Annotated in this window: 19 protein-coding genes; 7 read left to right on the forward strand and 12 right to left on the reverse strand. The window is 39.4% G+C overall.

The genetic code is table 11. From position 1 onward, the window contains the following. Nucleotides 1–40: 40 nt before the first annotated feature. From I2F31_RS04630 to I2F31_RS04665, 8 genes are all read right to left on the reverse strand, one after another. The gene (locus I2F31_RS04630; protein ID WP_195768362.1) at nucleotides 41–733 is read right to left on the reverse strand and encodes a pirin family protein; all 693 of its coding nucleotides are present in this window, start codon (nucleotides 731–733) and stop codon (nucleotides 41–43) included. A 153-nt stretch (nucleotides 734–886) separates the two neighbouring features. Continuing rightward, nucleotides 887–2,038 (reverse strand): aldose epimerase family protein, encoded by a 1,152-nt coding sequence (locus I2F31_RS04635; RefSeq protein WP_195768363.1) that lies wholly within the window; start codon nucleotides 2,036–2,038, stop codon nucleotides 887–889. A gap of 419 nt (nucleotides 2,039–2,457) precedes the next feature. Continuing rightward, nucleotides 2,458–3,846 carry an adenylosuccinate lyase gene (gene purB / locus I2F31_RS04640; protein WP_195768364.1) on the reverse strand — a complete coding sequence of 463 codons (1,389 nt, stop codon included), beginning with the start codon at nucleotides 3,844–3,846 and terminating at the stop codon, nucleotides 2,458–2,460. Between the two features lie 42 nt (nucleotides 3,847–3,888). Beyond that, complete coding sequence (locus I2F31_RS04645; RefSeq protein WP_195768365.1) at nucleotides 3,889–4,632, reverse strand: DUF489 family protein; 744 nt, start codon at nucleotides 4,630–4,632, stop codon at nucleotides 3,889–3,891. 14 nt (nucleotides 4,633–4,646) lie between these two features. Continuing rightward, a complete protein-coding gene (gene mnmA / locus I2F31_RS04650; protein ID WP_195768366.1) occupies nucleotides 4,647–5,774 on the reverse strand; it encodes a tRNA 2-thiouridine(34) synthase MnmA in 1,128 nt (375 codons plus the stop codon). Nucleotides 5,775–5,778: 4 nt separating this feature from the next. Then, on the reverse strand, nucleotides 5,779–6,270 hold the full coding sequence (locus I2F31_RS04655; protein WP_195768367.1) for an NUDIX hydrolase: 492 nt from the start codon (nucleotides 6,268–6,270) through the stop codon (nucleotides 5,779–5,781). Between the two features lie 73 nt (nucleotides 6,271–6,343). Then, complete coding sequence (dacC, locus tag I2F31_RS04660) at nucleotides 6,344–7,492, reverse strand: D-alanyl-D-alanine carboxypeptidase PBP5/6 (RefSeq protein ID WP_195768368.1); 1,149 nt, start codon at nucleotides 7,490–7,492, stop codon at nucleotides 6,344–6,346. A gap of 111 nt (nucleotides 7,493–7,603) precedes the next feature. Continuing rightward, nucleotides 7,604–7,978: an MCR_0457 family protein gene (locus I2F31_RS04665; RefSeq protein WP_195768369.1), complete on the reverse strand. Its 375-nt coding sequence runs from the start codon at nucleotides 7,976–7,978 to the stop codon at nucleotides 7,604–7,606. Between the two features lie 261 nt (nucleotides 7,979–8,239). On the opposite strand from I2F31_RS04665, the gene surE reads away from it, so the two are divergent. The 4 genes from surE to I2F31_RS04685 all read left to right on the forward strand — a co-directional run bounded on the left by surE (nucleotide 8,240) and on the right by I2F31_RS04685 (nucleotide 11,307). After that, a complete protein-coding gene (surE, locus tag I2F31_RS04670; protein ID WP_195768370.1) occupies nucleotides 8,240–9,022 on the forward strand; it encodes a 5'/3'-nucleotidase SurE in 783 nt (260 codons plus the stop codon). 121 nt (nucleotides 9,023–9,143) lie between these two features. Next, on the forward strand, nucleotides 9,144–9,992 hold the full coding sequence (locus tag I2F31_RS04675; RefSeq protein WP_195768371.1) for a peptidoglycan DD-metalloendopeptidase family protein: 849 nt from the start codon (nucleotides 9,144–9,146) through the stop codon (nucleotides 9,990–9,992). Between the two features lie 126 nt (nucleotides 9,993–10,118). Next, entirely contained in the window at nucleotides 10,119–10,454 is a 336-nt protein-coding gene (gene grxD, locus I2F31_RS04680; RefSeq protein ID WP_195768372.1) for a Grx4 family monothiol glutaredoxin, read from the forward strand. Between the two features lie 64 nt (nucleotides 10,455–10,518). Then, nucleotides 10,519–11,307 (forward strand): Rossmann-like and DUF2520 domain-containing protein, encoded by a 789-nt coding sequence (locus tag I2F31_RS04685; protein ID WP_195768373.1) that lies wholly within the window; start codon nucleotides 10,519–10,521, stop codon nucleotides 11,305–11,307. A gap of 12 nt (nucleotides 11,308–11,319) precedes the next feature. On the opposite strand, the gene trmB is transcribed toward I2F31_RS04685, so the two are convergent. Both trmB and I2F31_RS04695 read right to left on the reverse strand, forming a co-directional pair. Then, nucleotides 11,320–12,039, reverse strand: coding sequence for a tRNA (guanosine(46)-N7)-methyltransferase TrmB (gene trmB, locus I2F31_RS04690; RefSeq protein WP_195768374.1), 720 nt, complete (start codon nucleotides 12,037–12,039; stop codon nucleotides 11,320–11,322). Between the two features lie 403 nt (nucleotides 12,040–12,442). After that, nucleotides 12,443–13,147 carry a glutamine amidotransferase gene (locus I2F31_RS04695; RefSeq protein WP_195768375.1) on the reverse strand — a complete coding sequence of 235 codons (705 nt, stop codon included), beginning with the start codon at nucleotides 13,145–13,147 and terminating at the stop codon, nucleotides 12,443–12,445. A gap of 129 nt (nucleotides 13,148–13,276) precedes the next feature. Here I2F31_RS04695 and I2F31_RS04700 point away from each other — a divergent pair, with 129 nt between their 5' ends. From I2F31_RS04700 to gabP, 3 genes are all read left to right on the forward strand, one after another. Further along, nucleotides 13,277–14,989: an AAA family ATPase gene (locus I2F31_RS04700; protein WP_195773525.1), complete on the forward strand. Its 1,713-nt coding sequence runs from the start codon at nucleotides 13,277–13,279 to the stop codon at nucleotides 14,987–14,989. 72 nt (nucleotides 14,990–15,061) lie between these two features. Beyond that, nucleotides 15,062–15,697 carry a glutaredoxin 2 gene (gene grxB, locus I2F31_RS04705; RefSeq protein WP_195768377.1) on the forward strand — a complete coding sequence of 212 codons (636 nt, stop codon included), beginning with the start codon at nucleotides 15,062–15,064 and terminating at the stop codon, nucleotides 15,695–15,697. A gap of 271 nt (nucleotides 15,698–15,968) precedes the next feature. Beyond that, nucleotides 15,969–17,336: a GABA permease gene (gene gabP / locus I2F31_RS04710; protein ID WP_195768378.1), complete on the forward strand. Its 1,368-nt coding sequence runs from the start codon at nucleotides 15,969–15,971 to the stop codon at nucleotides 17,334–17,336. A gap of 122 nt (nucleotides 17,337–17,458) precedes the next feature. On the opposite strand, the gene I2F31_RS04715 is transcribed toward gabP, so the two are convergent. Both I2F31_RS04715 and I2F31_RS04720 read right to left on the reverse strand, forming a co-directional pair. Next, on the reverse strand, nucleotides 17,459–18,178 hold the full coding sequence (locus I2F31_RS04715) for a UDP-2,3-diacylglucosamine diphosphatase (RefSeq protein ID WP_195768379.1): 720 nt from the start codon (nucleotides 18,176–18,178) through the stop codon (nucleotides 17,459–17,461). A 17-nt stretch (nucleotides 18,179–18,195) separates the two neighbouring features. Next, the gene (locus tag I2F31_RS04720) at nucleotides 18,196–18,705 is read right to left on the reverse strand and encodes a peptidylprolyl isomerase (protein ID WP_195768380.1); all 510 of its coding nucleotides are present in this window, start codon (nucleotides 18,703–18,705) and stop codon (nucleotides 18,196–18,198) included. Between the last annotated feature and the right edge of the window lie 24 nt (nucleotides 18,706–18,729).

An 18,729-nucleotide genomic window follows, 5' to 3' on the forward strand; every position in this document is an offset into this window, starting at 1 on the left:
AGTGCAAGAAGCCACCCTAGTTTAGGGTGGCTTTTTTGTTTTATTCGGGTAGGTCAAACCAAAGCACATGACTGTCTTTGGAAAGTGCAGTAATACGGTCTTCATTTGTAAAAGCCAAAGCATCGCCTGGATTCAAGACATGTTGCCCAATTTTCACTTGGCCTGAAATGACATGGATATAGTTAATGTCATGCTGGCGTGTGATAGGAAGTTCTTGGCTTTCATTAATAAAAGCTGTTTTTACTTCTGCAGACTGGCGAATGTACATTAATGCATTATTCTCTTGCCCTGCAATCGTATGCCATTGGTCTGGTTGCTGTTTGGGGTCGAGTGCAACTTGTTGATAGCTTGGTGTTGCGTTTCTTACATTTGGATGAATCCAAATTTGAAAAAGATGCACAGGTGTAGCATGTTGATTGACTTCACTGTGCTCGACACCTGTTCCTGCACTCATTAATTGCCATTCACCTGCATGAATTTCACCATGATTACCCATACTGTCTTTATGGGTAATGGTACCTGAAATGACGTAGGTTAATATCTCCATATTGTCATGTGGATGTGTACCAAAACCGCGGTGTGCTGCAATGGTGTCATCGTTAATGACGCGTAATGCACCAACACCCATAAAGCGTCTGTCGACCCATCGGCCAAATGAAAAGCTGTGGTAGGTGTTTAGCCAATCACTTTGTACATGGCCACGATTTTGATGGTGATGTAAATATGTTTTCATGTCATATGCTTCTTTATTGATAATATAATGACTATTTTATTGTTTTAAATTAATGTTTAAATGTTTAATTTAGGAAGTACTGTTCTAAAAATAAAACAGTTTGATTAGAAAAGCCTTTGCATTTTATTGTTTAATGCAAAGGCGTTAAGGGTGTTATTTTTCAATGCCGAACTTGTAAATAGTTACACTATGATATGTCTGGTCAGGATTGAGGCGAGTAGATGGAAAGTTACTTTTGTTTGGACTATCTGGAAAGTGCTGTGTTTCTAGAGCCAATGCATCTGATTGACGATAAAGTACACCATCTCTGCCCATGACATTACCATGTAAATGGTTTGCGGTGTAAAACTGTATGCTTGGTTCAGTGGTAAATACCTCTAGGCTACGTTTAGATTGAGGGTCTATGACTTTAGCTGCAAGATCTAGATGATTTAATTGAGTTTTATGAAGTACCCATGTTTGGTCGTAGCCATAGCCGTAGGCCAGTTGTTGGTTATTGCTACGAAGATCTTTGACAACAGGTTTTGCCGTTGTGAAATCAAATGGTGTGCCTTTGACATCAATAAACTCACCTGTTGGCAATGAGTTTTGATCTGTTTTTAAAATATGGTCTGCGTGTATCTGTACTATATGGTTTAAAATGCCATACGGGCTATTTTTAACGCCTGCTAAGTTAAAGTAGCTATGGTTGGTTAAGTTAATAACAGTGGGCTGGTCAGTTTTGGCTTTATACTCAATTTTAAACTCATTTTGGTCAGATAAGCTGTAAATGACTTCAATATCAAGCTTACCTGGAAAACCTTGATCACCATTGGGGCTAGTTAAGGTTAATGCTGCTTTTACAGTTTCACCTTGTTCGATTAATGGTTTTACGTTCCATATTCGCTTGTCATAGCCAAGTGAGCCACCATGTAATGTATTTGGGCCATTGTTTTTTTCAAGTGTGTAGGTTTTTCCATCTAAAGTAAATTGGCCTTGACCAATACGGTTGGCATAGCGACCAATCAGTGAGCCAAAGTGAATGCCTTCTTGGGTATCTGTGACTTCATAACCGTGTAAATCATCAAAACCAAGTACAATATTTTCTTTCTGGCCTTTTGAGTCGGGTGTGATCATTTGTGTGATTACAGCACCAAAATTAAGAAACGATACAGAAACGCCTTGATTATTGGTCATGGTATAACGAGTGACAGGCTGTCCATTTTGTGTTGTGCCATAAGGTTCACTTGTCAGCGTTGCGGCATGACATAAGTTTCCAAGAGCCATTGTAATAATACCTATATAGAGTTGATGTCTACTTTTCATTGAATCGTCCTTTGATTCTATTGTCTATTTTATTTATGTTGCAAATACTTTTATATTTGACAAGGCTATTATATTTATGAAAAGTATAGGAATATTGCAGTTATTTAGACTTATGCGTGTCAGCTATAACGTATTTTTACGTGAGGAGCGGTATATATAGTGAAAATGCTAAATATATAGACAAGTAAAAATTACAGAAGTAGGTCATTTTTTGATGTTATTAGTTAGTTGTATGAAAACGTAGAGGGTTTGACTATATAGGAGCTACTATGTATGGCAGAACAATATGTAGTTTTTGTGGCTATAGATGTGCAAGCCACGACAGCTTGTTTAGTTGTATAGGAAGGGTTTTTTGTAGGGAATTTGGCATTACATCTTAAGTCAGAGGTAAGCCAATAATGACTTACCTCTGATATTTATTAAAGTGCTTTAATGTGGCTGTCGATAGCGTTAGCTTGAGTTGCTGCATTACCTACATAAGTTGCTGGAGTAAGTTCAACAAGGCGAGCACGTTCAGCTTCAGGGACGTGAGCTAATTCATCGCTATTAACAAAGTTGACCATCATTTCACGTGTCATGGCTTGGCCACGTGTCAGTGCTTTAAGTTTTTCATATGGTTTTTCAATGTTATAACGGCGCATCACTGTTTGAATTGGTTCAGCCAATACTTCTTGTGATTGCTCTAAGTCTGCAAGTAAGCGTTGAGCATTGAGTTCAAGTTTACCAACACCTTTTAAGCATGCGTCAAACGCAATTAAACTTTGTGCAAAACCAACACCCATGTTACGAAGTACAGTCGAGTCCGTTAAGTCACGCTGCCAACGAGAAATAGGGAGTTTCTCGCCAAGATGAGCAAGAATTGCATTGGCAATACCTAAGTTACCTTCTGAATTTTCAAAGTCAATTGGGTTGACTTTGTGTGGCATGGTTGATGAACCCACTTCACCATCTTTTAATTTTTGTTTGAAATAACCTAAAGAGATGTAACCCCATACGTCACGGTTGAAGTCAATTAAAATGGTATTGAAACGACGTAAAGCATCAAATAGCTCTGCCATGTAGTCATGTGGTTCAATTTGAGTGGTGTAAGGGTTGAATGTTAAACCCAATGATTCTACAAAGTTTTGTGCATGAGCTGCCCAGTCAATTTCTGGATACGCTGAAAGGTGAGCATTATAGTTACCTACAGCACCATTAATTTTTCCGAGTAAATCAACATTTTCAAACTGTTTTACTTGGCGAGCAAGGCGATACGCCACGTTTGCCATTTCTTTCCCTAGCGTTGTTGGGCTCGCTGTTTGTCCGTGGGTACGAGAAAGCATTGGCTGTGCGGCATGTGTTGTTGCAAGTGTTGCCACAGCAGTTGTCAGTTGATTCATTGACTGTAATAGCACTTCACGGCCAGATTTAAGCATGAGTGCATGAGATAAATTGTTAATATCTTCAGAAGTACATGCGAAATGGATAAATTCGCCAGCATCTTTTAATTCATCAATGTGTGCAATTTTTTCTTTCAGAAAGTATTCAACTGCTTTTACGTCATGGTTTGTAGTGCGTTCAATTTCTTTAATACGTAGAGCATCAGCTTCGCTGAATTGGTTTACAATCTCATCTAAAGCATTGTTTGTTGCTTCGCTAAATGGTTGTACTTCTTGAATTTGCGCATGTTTTGCTAAAGACTGTAACCAACGAACCTCTACAGTAACACGGGCATGAATTAAACCGTATTCTGATAAGAAAGGACGCAAAGCATCGCATTTGCTCGCATAACGACCATCTAGTGGTGAGAGTGCTGTTAAAGCGTTCATAGATTTTCCTTTAAATATAGTGCGTGGTGACACCTAAAATGGTTACTTGTCTGCAAGTTGAAATTGCATACGAGCAATGGCATGAATATTTTGTTTGATCTTACGTTTGCTAAAAATTAAGTGTCTAGACCGCCCCCCCATCTGTCGCCAAAGATGAGCCAGTTGCAGACCTGTAAATAGCATGGCACGTATACGGTTGGTATGTTGAGTATCTTTAAAAGCTTCTGGATTCCCTCTAACTAAAATACGAGGCTCTATTTGAGCTGCTGTATCTAGGTAGGTTTGCGCCAGATTGGCAATAATGCTTGGATGTAAGTAGTTTTGATCAAAAAAAGACAGCTGTTGCAGTATTTTTTGCTGTGTTTGACTGATTTTTTCTACGAAGGCAGGATTGCTATACACTTTCTTTTCTAATTGTAATAATGAAATGGCATAGGTGGTTGCAAGTTTAGCTTGAGGAAGCTTGGGTGTTTTTGCTTTTGGGTGTGGTGAAAAGGGTTGATTGACGCTGTCTTCTAAATTTTCTAGCCCGAGTGTCAGTGAGTTAAAGTGGTCAAATAAGTCGAGTGGGTTAAGTTTTGAATGTTGATTGGTGGTTGGGCGTATATTTAGACTGGCTTTAATCAGCTGTTCAAAATAGAAAAGACACCGATCGGTACTGCGTTGTGTACCAGTAAGTGCGGTCAAGTGCGTCAGTTGAGCGGCTTGAAAGACCCCTGCAAGAGCAAGGGTTCTGTTTTGAGCATCTGTGAGTATGCTAGGCTGTTGAAAAGGCTGATCAACCATGCCTGTGTATCCTCTTATATAAAGTCTGGGGTTGGTGCATTGCTATGGTGAATGACTCCACCGCCTAAACACACGTCATCTGTATAGAACACCACGCTTTGACCCGGTGTTACTGCACGTTGAGCAACATCAAACTCAACACGAATACCATGTTGTTCATCTATAAATAAGGTGCATGCTTGGTCAGGTTGGCGGTAACGTGTTTTTGCAGTACAGCGAAAGCCTGTACTTGGAATGTTTTGCTCACCTGCGACCCAATCTATGCTGTTTGTCCAGAGCACTGTACTTTGCATGAGTGGGTTTTCATGGCCTTGTCCTACAACGAGACGGTTATTTTCTAAGTCTTTATATAGTACGAACCACGCACCCTCTTGGCTGTCTTTAATGCCACCTAAGCCAATACCACCACGTTGTCCGAGCGTGTAGTACATAAGTCCATGATGCTCACCAACTTCTTGGCCATTTTCGAGGACAATTTTTCCCGGTTGCGCAGGTAGGTATTGCTTTAAAAAGTCGTTGAAACGTCTTTCACCAATAAAGCAAATACCTGTAGAGTCTTTTTTCTTGGCCGTTGCAAGGCCGAGTTCTTCCGCAATACGGCGTACTTCAGGCTTTTCAATATTTCCTACAGGAAAGAGGGTTTTGTTGATCTCTTGACCATTGACTGCATGTAAGAAGTAGCTTTGATCTTTATTTTGGTCTACACCACGTAACAATGGGGCATAGGTTTGACCTTTGCTATTGGTTTTGCTTTCACCACGCCGTGTGTAGTGACCCGTGGCAATAAAGTCTGCACCTAAAGTCATGGCATGGTCTAAAAATGCTTTAAATTTAATTTCTTTATTGCATAAAATATCTGGGTTTGGTGTACGACCTGCCGCATATTCTGCTAAGAAAAGTTCAAATACACGATCCCAATACTCCATGGCAAAGTTTGCAGTATGCAAAGTAATGCCGAGTTTGTCTGCAACGGCTTGTGCATCTGCAAGGTCTTCTAATGCGGTACAGTATTCGGTGCCATCATCTTCTTCCCAATTTTTCATGAATAAACCTTCAACATGATAGCCCTGTTGAAGTAATAAAGCCGCAGAAACAGAAGAATCTACACCACCAGACATTCCGACGATGACACGTTGTTGCATAGGACTATGTATCCAAATTTAAAGTAGGTTGAGGTGAAAAAGGGTGTTCGTAGATCATCGATAAAGGGTATTTTTGCCCTTTTTCATAATCTTGAATGGCTTTGATAACCAATGGGCTTCGTGCTTGAGCTGAGAGTTCTAATTCTTCTTTGCTGAGCCAAACAGTCCGAATAATATCTGGGTCAAGGGTCGTGTTAGCGACATCATTGAGTATGTGTGCAGCAAAACAGAATCTAAAGTATGTACGATCTGGTGCCATAGGTGGGGTATAGCTGTAAATACCAATGAGGTGGTCAATCTCAACGCAATAGCCGGTTTCTTCCAGTGTTTCTCTTTGAGCAGCCGCAATGAGCGTTTCATTGTATTCTAAATGGCCAGCAGGTTGGTTATACACAGTATGTACAATGCCTTCGCTGTGTTCTTCCACAAAAAGGTATTGTCCATCTTTTTCAATGACAGTGGCAACTGTCACATGTGTAGACCAAGCATTCGCCATATTTCAATGCACCATGCGCTAAAAAAGCGTATTTTACGCAATTTCAGCACATGATGCTATGCTTGGTTCTAAATTAGAATAAATTACTAAAGAATTGTTTAATGTGATCAATCATTCTAGAGAAGAAACCTGCTTCTTCCACTGCTTTTAAAGCAACGACAGGTTTTTCAGAAATGACTTTACCATTAAGTGATGCCACCAATTTACCAATCACTTGACCGCTTTGTAAGGGTGCATTGAGTGATGGTGAAATTTGCAGGTCGGTTTTAATATCGCCTGCTTGGCCTTTTGGCATGGTCACACTAAAGTCATCTACAATACCTACAGGGACTTCATTGTCTGTACCAAACCATACTTTGACATTTTTTAGCGTTTGGCCAGCAGGTTTTAGGCGAACGGTTTCATAGTTTGCATAACCCCAAGCCAAAAGCTCACGTGTTTGTATCGCACGTGCATTGACACTTGGTGCACCAAAAATGACGGTAATCAAACGCATTGGCCCGCGTTTACTAGATGTTGTTAAACAGTAACCTGCTTCATTGGTGTGACCAGTTTTTAAGCCATCTACTGTTGGGTCGGTATAAAGCAGTGGGTTGCGGTTACCTTGCTTAATGTTATTAAAGGTAAACTCTTTTTCTGAGTAAATTGGATAATATTTTGCACTGTCATGAATAATATGCTGTGCCAAAATTGCCATATCTTTGGCTGTTGAATAATGGCCGTCAGCAGGTAAGCCTGTTGAGTTCATAAAATTGGTGTTTTGCATACCAATTCGTTTGGCTTCTTGATTCATCATATGGGCAAATGTGCCTTCATTTCCGGCAATGTGTTCAGCCATCGCTTTGGCTGAGTCATTACCTGACTGCACAATAATACCACGTAACATTTGCATCACACTGGCTGTACCATTTAATGGCACAAACATGCATGATTCTGAACGGTTACCACGACACCATGCGTCTTCATTGACTCTCACATTTTCATTTTCTGTGAGTTGGCCTTTTAAAAGCTTTTGTTCAACGATGTAACTGGTCATCATTTTTGTCATTGATGCAGGAGCGAGTTTTTCATTCTCATTTTTAGCTGCAAGAATCTGTCCTGTCTGATAGTCCATAAGGACATAGGATTTATTATCGAGATCAGGCGGTGAAGATAGGACAGTTGCTGCATACGACAGTGATGGTAAAAGTAGGAGCGCAGCAAAGGTGCTTTTTCTGCTCATTGAGGATCATTCCAATGGTTAGAGTCGTGTAATTAAGTTGGGCATTGTAGGGTAAATTTTGGCTAACTTCTATATGTGTTCTGTGCTTATTTACCTTGTGTATGGCCGAATTTAAGGGCTTTTTGCTAAAGAAGAGATTTCTTTACAAATTTCTTTATTGTCAGCTTCACCTGCTTTGTTTGCATCTTGTCGAGCTTGTTCTAAAAAGGGTTTGAAATCTTTTTGTTTGGCTCGCATTTGTAGTGCATTGACAGGGTTTTGAATGCCAGGCATATTTTCTTTAACTAATTCTGCATAACCACTACGGTAAGCAGGGTCTTTTTTAAATCCATAGTCAGTACATAGCTCAGACAGCACATAAATAGCGGCTAATTCTTCGTCGGTAACACCCCCTTGTTGAGGGGTCACATCAATATTTTTGTCATCTGTATTTGTTGATTTTGCTTGTAGTTGACTCACGGGCAACGCAAGCAAAAAGCTACTCATAAGACAAGCTACAAGCGGGTGGTGTAATGGTTTTTTTATCATAAGCGGTACTTTAAAGACATCATATTTCAAGAACTGTTTATGATATTAAACAACTTTTCTTAGAATGAAAGCAATAAACTGTATAAAAGCTGTATAAAGTGTTGTTGAAATTTTATATTTAGCCAAAGTGTAGGCATTTTCGTGTATGAATATCATGTCTAGTTATACATTTTTTATAAAATACTGTTTTATATGAACTTTAATTTTTGGTGGTGAATTATGAATATTTTGGTTTCAAACGATGATGGGGTGCTTGCCCCTGGTATTCAGGCATTGGCAAAAGCACTTAAACCTTTAGGGCGTGTGGTGGTGGTTGCGCCTGAGTCGGAAAAAAGTGGCTTTTCAAGTGCTTTAAGTTTAGATCGACCTTTACGTCCTGTAGAGATTATGCCAGATGTGTGGGCTGTTAATGGTACGCCTGCAGACTGTGTGTATTTATCGATGAATGGTTTGTTTGACTTTGAGTTTGACTTGGTGGTGAGTGGTATTAATAGTGGCTCAAATTTGGGAGATGATGTGTTGTACTCGGGTACAGTCGGTGCTGCATTTGAGGGACGTTTAATGAAACAGCCTGCGATTGCTGTGTCTTTGGTGGGCCAACAACGTAGTGATTATCATGAACCCAATGCATTTGCATATGCTGCTCAGTGGGCACATGATTTTATTTCTAAAGGATTGCCACAGCTTCCTGAGCGCCATATTTTAAATGTCAATATTCCGTATTTGCCTACCGAGCAGATTCGAGGTACACGAGTGACTTATCAAGGCCAGAGAAAACAAGCTAAACCTCTCACAAGCCATGTCGACCCAAGAGGCCATCACGTGTATTGGATTGGGCTTGCAGGTGAAGCCATTGTTGACACTTTAGATGAGGGTACGGGGCAGGTTTCAGATTTTTATGCCATAAATCATGGCTATGTGAGTGTGACACCTATACAAATGGATGCAACAAACTATGCTGTTTTGGAACAATTAAAACAATCGATTGAGTCCTTGGTTTAGAGGGTTCAATGTATTGATGTTATTGCTTTGTGAAATTAGGTATTTATTTCACTACCTGTGTGGGCTTTTTTGTTAGTCTTAGTGCCATCAAGCCAATTGTTTGGAACGATGAGGAATATTCATGTCAATTTTAATAAAAAAACAAGCCAATCATTCTGTGTGGCAGTTATCTCGTGTCGTATTGCTCGGCTTACCTTTGGCAAGTGTTGTATTGTTAGGTGGCTGTGCATCTAAACCTGAAATTACTGCACCTACACGAATTGCAGCTCAGCCAGCCCCTGGTTCTTATACTGTTAAGTCTGGTGATACGTTAAGTGGTATTGCTGCACGTTATGGGCTGAACTATATTTCTGTGGCAGAAATGAATAATATTCCTGCACCGTATACCATTTATGTGCATCAAGTATTAAAACTAAAAGGCACTGCTGAAAGTAGTAGTAATACAACTGTTGTAAGAAGTACACAGCCAACGCCTGTACGTACGCAAAGTATTCCACCAATTCAAACGCAAAGTATTCCATTACCGTCTGCAGAACCTGTGAAAGTAACGCCACCTGTAGTTAAAACCGTCCCTTCGGTGTCTGTACCAGCGGCCAGTAATGCCTTGCACTGGGTAAAACCATCGAATGGGCAAGTTATTGCCAGATATGATTTAAGCCGTAATATTAAGGGGATTCGCTATGCAGGTCAGGTAGGTGACCCAGTATTTGCGGCAGCCGATGGTCAGGTGGTTTATGCTGATGATGGTTTAAAAGAGTTTGGTAATCTGATTTTAATTAAGCATAGCAATGGTTATATTAGTGCTTATGCACATAATAGTCTGATGCTTGTGCAAAGTGGTGCACGAGTAAAAGCAGGACAGAAAATTGCACAGATGGGTTCATCTGGTACAAACCGTGTCATGCTTGAGTTTCAACTAAGAGCTGAGGGTAAGGCCATAGACCCTGCATTGGTTGTGCCTTTAAACTAATTGTAAATGGTTCTGAAAGGGTGAGTATACCTTTGATTTAGCGTACTCTTTACTGAAAAGCCTTACACAAGACTAGATCTATGCGGTATGATAGCCCACGAAGTGTAAATGAATGAAGGAACACAAATGACTGAACAAGCACGCGACACTGAAGCATTGATTCACGAGCAAATTGCGAAACATGCAGTGTTATTGTACATGAAAGGTACGCCACAATTTCCACAGTGTGGTTTTTCTGCCCGTGCGGTAGAGGCACTCAGTCAAATTGGTCGTCCATTTGCTTATGTGAATATTTTAGAAAACCAAGACATTCGTGCAACATTGCCTAAAATTGCAAACTGGCCAACATTTCCACAATTGTGGGTGAAAGGTGAGTTAATTGGTGGTAGCGATATTATTCTTGAAATGTTCCAAAATGGTGAATTAAAGCCATTAATTGAAGAAAATAGCCCTGAAGCATAATTGTTTGTCTTATTGAAATAAAGCACCTTTGGGTGCTTTATTTTTTGAGTAATAAGGAGTGGGTATGCGTATTAGTGTTGTAGGTGCAGGGCGAGTAGCCACACATTTGGCCTTGGTTTTAAAAGCACAGGGCTATTTATTAGTTGACATATGTAGTCGGCAACAATCACATGCTGAACAACTTGCACAAGTTGTGGGGGCACGTGCTTTAACAGACATACATCAGCTAAATACCCATATAGACTTACTGATGATCGCAGTGACAGATCAGGCGATTGAAAGCGTTACTCTTGAGTTAGAACATATACAGCCAGATTTTTTGGTGGTACATACCTCAGGGAGCACAGACTTAAAGGTGATTTCTGAGCGTATAAAGTATGCAGGGGTGTTTTATCCGCTACAAACATTTAGCTTAGGGGCTAAAATAGATTGGTCAAGTGTGCCTATTTTTATAGAAGCAAATACTGTAGAGCATGTAGATGTTTTAAAAGCATTCGCTCAACAGTTGTCACATCATGTATATGAGTATAGCTCGGCTCAGCGTTTAAGTTTGCATTTGGCCGCCGTGTTTGCTTGTAATTTTTCTAATTATTGTTATGACGTTGCTCAGCAAATTGTTCAAGCACAGGGCGTTGATTTTAAGCTTCTTTCGCTACTGATTTTAGCCACAGCACAAAAAGCAACGCAAATTGACCCTGTAATGGCTCAAACAGGCCCTGCCATGCGACAGGATGCAGTCATTTTACAGCAACATCTTGCATTTTTGCAGCAACATATGCCAAGCCAAGCTAAGATGTATCAGCTACTCAGTGAGCAGATTCAGCATAGGCATATATTGTCTGATAAAAAATAAAAGGCTACTGTATTAATTTACTTTTTTAAAGATAAAGTCATTAATTACGTGACCTGCCTCAATACCACGGCGCTCAAATTTAGTAAGTGGTCGCCAATCTGGGCGAGGGTAGCTGTTGCCACGCCCTGCAAGGTTTTCTAGATTTGGTCGGTTATCGAGTACATCAAGCATCCACTCGGCATAGGGTTCCCAATCTGTTGCAGCATGAAATGTGCCACCCATTTCTAACTTTGCTTCCACCAATTCCATGCGTTCATGTGCAACAAAACGGCGTTTAAAGTGGCGTTTTTTCTGCCATGGATCTGGGAAATATAGTTGTATACAGTTAATGCTATGATCAGGCATTTCTTTCAGTACATGAATAGCGTCTGCATCAAGCACTTTTAAGTTATTTAGCTCTGCAATCCCTGCTTCGTATACACACTGTGCGATACCCGGTACGTGTACTTCAATACCGACAAAATTACGTTCAGGATTAGCCGCAGCCATTTGTACCAATGAACGTCCCATACCAAAGCCAATTTCGACAGTTAAAGGTCGCTCTGGGTGTTCGAAATGCTGACGTAAGTCACCAACAGGGTAAGATAAAATTAACGCTTGGTGTTGTTCAAGTGCAGTACGTTGTGAGGTGTTTAATGGCGAAGAACGTCGCATAAATGTCACAATTTCACGATGTTCGTGTAAATCATCAAGCTCGACAATTTGAGGGTCAAGTGGATTGTTACTGGTCATTTTAAACATCACATCACATTGTAAAAACGCTATTTTAAGTACTGTTATGGTGAAGTCAAATGCTATTTAACTTTTACGTAAGGTTAGTGCTTTGCAGGGTTAAGGTATTTTTTACAAAAAAAGAATGCTCAAATACACGTATTATGAATAAACCTACTGATTGACCGAATCTTAGATTTTAGACCAAATCATTTTTATATCAAATGCATCAACATTTTAATTTAGAGCACTTAGAAGATGGTATAACTATATGCTATACATAATTAAACACAGCAGGTATGTAGTATTGGCTGTATATATAAGAGCAAAATATGCATATATTTCGGTATTGTAACGAAGCACTGTACTGGAAAAAGAATATATTATTCAAAACTATGTTTATGGTGTGGCTTTTACTTCACACTTATAAGGTGTGATGAATATGCTGTAAATATTGAGTAATGACTTGTTTTGCGGCAGTTTTTACGAGATCACCATATTTCTCACTGTCGTCTCTGATTTTTTCAATATCAATTTGATGGTGAGACAGTTCATGATGATGGCCAATCAGCCACTGCTCAATATACTGAGCATCTATTTCTAAGTGAAATTGTAATGCCAAGCTGTGACCGAGTTGAAAGGCTTGATGAGGGTAGTATGCAGAACTGGCCAGTAGTTTAGCTTTTTTTGGTAAGTCGAAGGTATCGCCGTGCCAATGTAATACTGGTATATCGGCCAAAGGTGACAAAATATTATTAGCGTCACTGAGCTGTAATTGCCCCCAGCCAATTTCTTTATGCTCACCTGCATACACTGAAGCACCGAGTGCTTTTGCCATGAGCTGTGCCCCTAAGCAAATACCAAGCGTAGGCTTGTTGTGTATTAAACGTAGCTTAAGTAAAGCCAATTCATGCTTTAAAAAAGGAAAGCTTGAGATGTCATTTACACCAATCGGGCCACCTAAAATCACGGTTAACCCTTCATGATTTAATGCAGTGTCAAGAGAGTCTACGCCTGCATCAAAATAGCGTATCCGATAACCATGTTCATAAAAAACATCTTCAAGTGAGCCTAAGTCTTCAAATGAAACATGTTTAATGGCGTAAATGGTGGGGTGTGAGCAATGCATAAGCAATACCTTTATTCGTAGAAATGGCGTGAGCACTAAAGTATATTAGCATAGCTTTTGATGGCTAAAAGCTTAACATTTCGCATAAAAGTCGGTAGGCTATCTAGATTATATTTTTGAAGTGGTCGTATGAAGCAAGAAACTGCGTTGAAACTCTTAAAAGCAGGCGAAAATGTATTTTTGACAGGGTCGGCAGGGGCGGGCAAAACGTACACACTGAACCAGTATATACAATATTTAAAAGAACGTAGAGTCTCTGTTGCCATTACTGCATCTACAGGCATTGCTGCAACGCATATGAATGGTATGACCATTCATACATGGAGTGGTATAGGAATTAAAGATCACTTGACGCAAGATGATCTTAAACGCATGAAAGAGCGTAAATATTTAAAAGAACATTTAGAAAGTGCTCAGGTTTTGGTGATTGATGAAATTTCAATGTTGCACGCCAAACAGTTAAATCTAGTGAACCAAGTTTTAAAACATTTTAAAGAAAATGATGAACCATTTGGTGGCATACAAGTTATTTTAGCGGGCGATTTTTTCCAGCTTCCTCCTGTTGGTCGTAAAGGTGAACGTAATCGAGATAAGTTCTGTTTTATGTCTGAGGCATGGGTTGAAGCAAAGTTTAGAATTTGTTACCTGACAGAACAGCATCGTCAAGATGATGAAACACTCAATCAAATTTTAAATGCGATTCGCTCTGAATCTATTACACCACAACACCAGCAAGCGTTAAGCGCCACAAAGCAACAAGATATTGGTGATACATATACGCGTTTATATACTCATAATATGGACGTAGATAGCCTAAATGAACAACATTTACAACAGTTGAACCAAGAATCACATACCTTTCAAGCCACATTAGAAGGCAATGCTAAACTTTTAGAAACCTTAAAGTCTTCTGTAAGAGCACCTGAAACATTGGTGTTAAAAAAACATGCCAAAGTAATGTTTGTAAAAAACAATTTTGACATGGGTTATATTAATGGCAGCTTAGGTGAAGTCATTGGCTTTGAAGATGATGATGAGTTTGGCTTATTGCCTGAAGTAAAACTCACAGATGGTACAGTGTTATTGGTGACACCAGAAACATGGTCTGTTGAAAATGATGAAGGCAAAGTCATTTCAAGTTTTCAACAAATTCCACTCCGACTTGCATGGGCGATTACCATTCATAAAAGCCAAGGCATGACTTTGGATGCAGCAGAAATTAATCTATCTCATACCTTTGAAAATGGGCAGGGCTATGTTGCATTGTCGCGTTTAAAATCTATACACGGCTTAAAATTATTGGGTTTTGATGCAAAAGCATTAACACTCGACCCATTGGCGATAAAAGCAGATCGACGTTTTCAAGAACTCTCTGAAGAAGCTCAAGTACATTTTGCAGATGCAGATTTGGAACAACAACATAAAGCATTTATTCGGCATTGTGGTGGTACGCTCAATGAAATTGAGATTAAGAAAAATAAAAACAAAATGACCCAACATGCTCAAAGCGCTCTCAATTTAAATACGCTTGAGGCCACCCGTGATTTATTTGAAAATGGCTATGAGATTCAAGATATTGCTCAAGAACGTGGTTTAGCACCATCGACAATTATTCGCCATTTAGAAAAACTACACAAAGAACATGGTTTAGATATTAGTACCGCAAGTCCTGGTGATGAAGTGATTGAGCAGGTCAGAAAAATTTATAAGAAATTACAAAAGTCGAAAAAAGAAGAGCACTTTTTAGCAGATGGCTCAATCAAACTACGCCCAATTGTAGAGCAAATTCAACCAACAATGGGATACGATCAGGTACGATTAGCACTGCTATTTATTCAATAATTGTAGATATGTATTGCAGTGTCATAGACATTGCGTAAGATAAATTATTGTCTTTGAAAAGAGTTTGCTGTCATGAAAGCATATATCTATGAGCATTGCCCATTTTGTTTGCGTGTGCGTATGATCGCAGGATTTAAAAACTTGCCCATGCAATATGCTGTGATTATGGAGGGTGACGCTGAAACACCAATCCATTTGGTGGGTAAAAAAGTTGTACCGATCTTACAACGCCTTGATGGGAAATATATGACTGAAAGTTTAGATATTGTGCAGTATCTAGATCATCTGAGTGAACCACGCTATGCACAAGGTGACTTGAACCCTGAGATTAAACTATGGCTTGATGGTAGTTTAAAACTGATTACTAAATTGATCGTGCCTCGTTTTGTGCGTGCAGACTTCGCAGAAATTTCTACACCAGTATCACGCCAAGCTTTTATTGAGCGAGAAACACAGGTCTTTGGTTCATTAGATGCATTGTTTGAGCAAAGCGATATTTATATTCCTATGATGAACAAACAATTGGCAGCATTAGATGTCTTAGTGGACCAAGATGAGCAGATTAACTTAACAGATTTTATTTTATTCCCTTGGTTACGTAGTTTGAGTATTGTTGCAGGCGTGCAATTTGCACCAAAAACACTCCGTTATATGAACCGTATTGCCACAGCAAGTAAAGTCCCCTTATTATTTGATCAAAATCTTTGATATGCACTAATTTGGTGCATTGTGTGGGTGTTATTTGTGAAACTATCCTTTATCTTATGTTTTTTTTAAGTGACCACTGAGATTAATTGTACTGAAACGAGTGTTTGTAGATTAAAATAAGGTATATGTGAGTAAATAAAAAACAATTGTTGGCTATTTTTGTTTTTAATAGTTAAAAGTATGGTGTGATACATTGTATTGGCATTATATATGCTTGTTTGTGTCGATGTAATGATGTAATAAAAATATTCAAAATAAATTGGGTGATATTATGACAAAACAAGCTTCACAAGACCTCTCTCAGGGGCTTAAAAATAGGCATGTCACCATGCTTTCGATTGCGGGGGTGATTGGTGCTGGACTATTTGTAGGTTCGGGGCATGCGATTGCGTCTGCGGGGCCTGCGGTACTGTTATCTTATATGGTTGCAGGTACATTGGTTGTTTTAGTCATGCGTATGTTATCTGAAATGGCGATAGCCCAGCCAGACAGTGGCTCATTCTCAACATATGCAGATCGTTCAATTGGAAAATGGGCAGGCTTTACCATTGGTTGGATGTATTGGTGGTTTTGGGTATTAGTGATTCCTTTTGAAGCAAATGCTGCGGCAACCATTATGAACTCTTGGGTTCCTGATGTGCCTATTTGGGTATTTGCATTTGTGGTCACGGCTGTGTTGACTGTGACCAATTTGTTTAGTGTTAAAAACTATGGCGAATTTGAATTTTGGTTTTCAACCATTAAAGTAGTTTCTATCATTGCTTTTATTGTAATCGGCTTAGCTGCCATTTTTGGCTTTTCTGCGAATCCTAATGTGAGCGGTGTGAGTAATTTATATGCTCATGGTGGTTTCTTACCCAATGGTTGGGGGGCTGTATTAGGTGCATTACTTGCAACCATGTTTTCTTTTATGGGCTCTGAGATTGTCACCATTGCGGCAACAGAATCAAAAGACCCAGAAAAGCAAATTAGCAAAGCAACCAATTCAGTCATTTGGCGTATTGCTTTATTTTACTTGCTGTCTATTTTTATTGTTGTGAGTTTAGTGCCTTGGAATGATCCAATGCTTGCCAAGATGGGGTCATATCAAGCCGTTTTACAGCTTTTACATATTCCATATGCGAAGTTTATTGTAGATGTTATTGTACTGACGGCTGTAACCAGTTGCTTGAATTCTGCATTGTATACAGCATCACGTATGGTATTTTCATTGTCAAAACGTGGCGATGCACCAAAATTCTTACAAACCTTGAGTCAATCTAAAACACCAATTTACGCAGTATTACTCTCAACAGCAGTTGCATTTTTATGTACTTTTGCGAATTATGCAGCCCCTGCAGAAGTTTTTAGTTTCTTACTAGACAGTTCGGGTGCAATTGCATTACTGGTTTACCTTGTAATTGCTGTATCTCAGCTAAGAATGCGTAAAAAGCTGATTCAAGAGGGTACAGATATTCGTATGAAAATGTGGCTGTATCCGTATTTGACATGGGCTGTCATTATATTTATTGTTGCAGCACTTGTGGTAATGTTTTTTGATCCGAAACATACTCATGAAATTACATCTACAGGCATTTTAGCGATCTTGGTAATCATTTCAGGTGTCATTGTTTCAAAAAAGCGTAACCATGCCCAATAGCATAAGGGCATAGTACAAAATATAACGTGTTAAATCGTTAAATGTTTTTAGGGCATGAGCAGTTACTCCTCTCATGCCTTTTTTTTCTTTTTTGGTGGAAGGTCTGTTCTGAAAAAGAGTAACTAAAATAACCACTTATAGTAGTGTTGTTGACCCTGTTCAGAAATTTCAAGTATGTATGCTTCGCCAGACTCTTCTCGCCAATCACCCAGTACAATTCTCTGTTTTTGCTCGAGTAGATGTATTTGTGGGCGGTGTGTATGCCCATGTATGAGATGGTCAACCTTTAATATGGCGTCAGATGTTGCGTTTGCATTGACATCCATAATGGTTGGTTTTTTATGTTGATGCGATTGTGCACTTTTTTTTCTAAAGCCGTTGGCGAGTTTTTTACGAAAAGAGAGTGGTGTTTTTTTGAGTGTAGACAGTACCAGTGGGTGTCGAATGACTTTCTTAAACCGCTGATAGGAAATATCATCTGTACACAGTGCATCGCCGTGTTCTAAGCGATATGTTTGATCTGCAATGTGTAGGGTATAGCTGTCTGGTAAGTAGACGCCTGCAAAGTGATCTAAAAATTGTTGACCTAAGGCAAAATCTCGGTTGCCAGCTTGAAAGTAAATACAATTCCCTGCATTTTGAAAGCATTGTAATTGCTGGATCATTTCATCTAACCATGGACTTTTTTGGTCATCACCAATCCAAGCGTTAAACCAATCGCCCAAAATATAGAGTTGTGTTTGCTGATTCTTATAATGCTCAAGTAAATCGAAGAACCCCCGAACGAGTCGAGGGTGCTGTTCAGACAAATGTAAGTCTGAAATAAAAAGGTATGTAGCCACTGTATGGAAGACTAAAATTATTCAGAAATAATTTTAGCAGACTCAATCACAATGTTTTCTAAAGGAACATCTGCATGGTAGCCACGGTTACCAGTGCGAACGCCTTTAATGCTTTCAACAACGTCTAGGCCTTCAGTCACTTTACCAAATACAGCATAACCCCAACCTTGAGTGGTTTTACCTGAATGGTTTAGGAAGCTGTTGTTTTTTACGTTAATAAAGAACTGAGCAGATGCAGAGTGAGGTGCTTGTGTACGTGCCATAGCAATTGTACCAACATCATTGCTTAGGCCGTTGTCTGCTTCGTTTTCAATAGAGTCACGGGTTACTTTTTCTTTGAAGTTTTCGTCAAAGCCACCGCCTTGAATCATAAAACTGTCAATGACACGGTGAAAAATCACGCCATCATAAAAACCATCACGGACATATTCTAGAAAGTTAGCCACTGTTTTAGGTGCTTTATCGCTGTTGAGTTCAAGAACAATACGTCCTTTATTGGTGTTTAACTCGACAAGAGGAAAACTCATTTCATAATCTCCTAATCATGGACA

Source organism: Acinetobacter rathckeae (assembly GCF_015627125.1).
GTDB classification, from domain to species: domain Bacteria; phylum Pseudomonadota; class Gammaproteobacteria; order Pseudomonadales; family Moraxellaceae; genus Acinetobacter; species Acinetobacter rathckeae.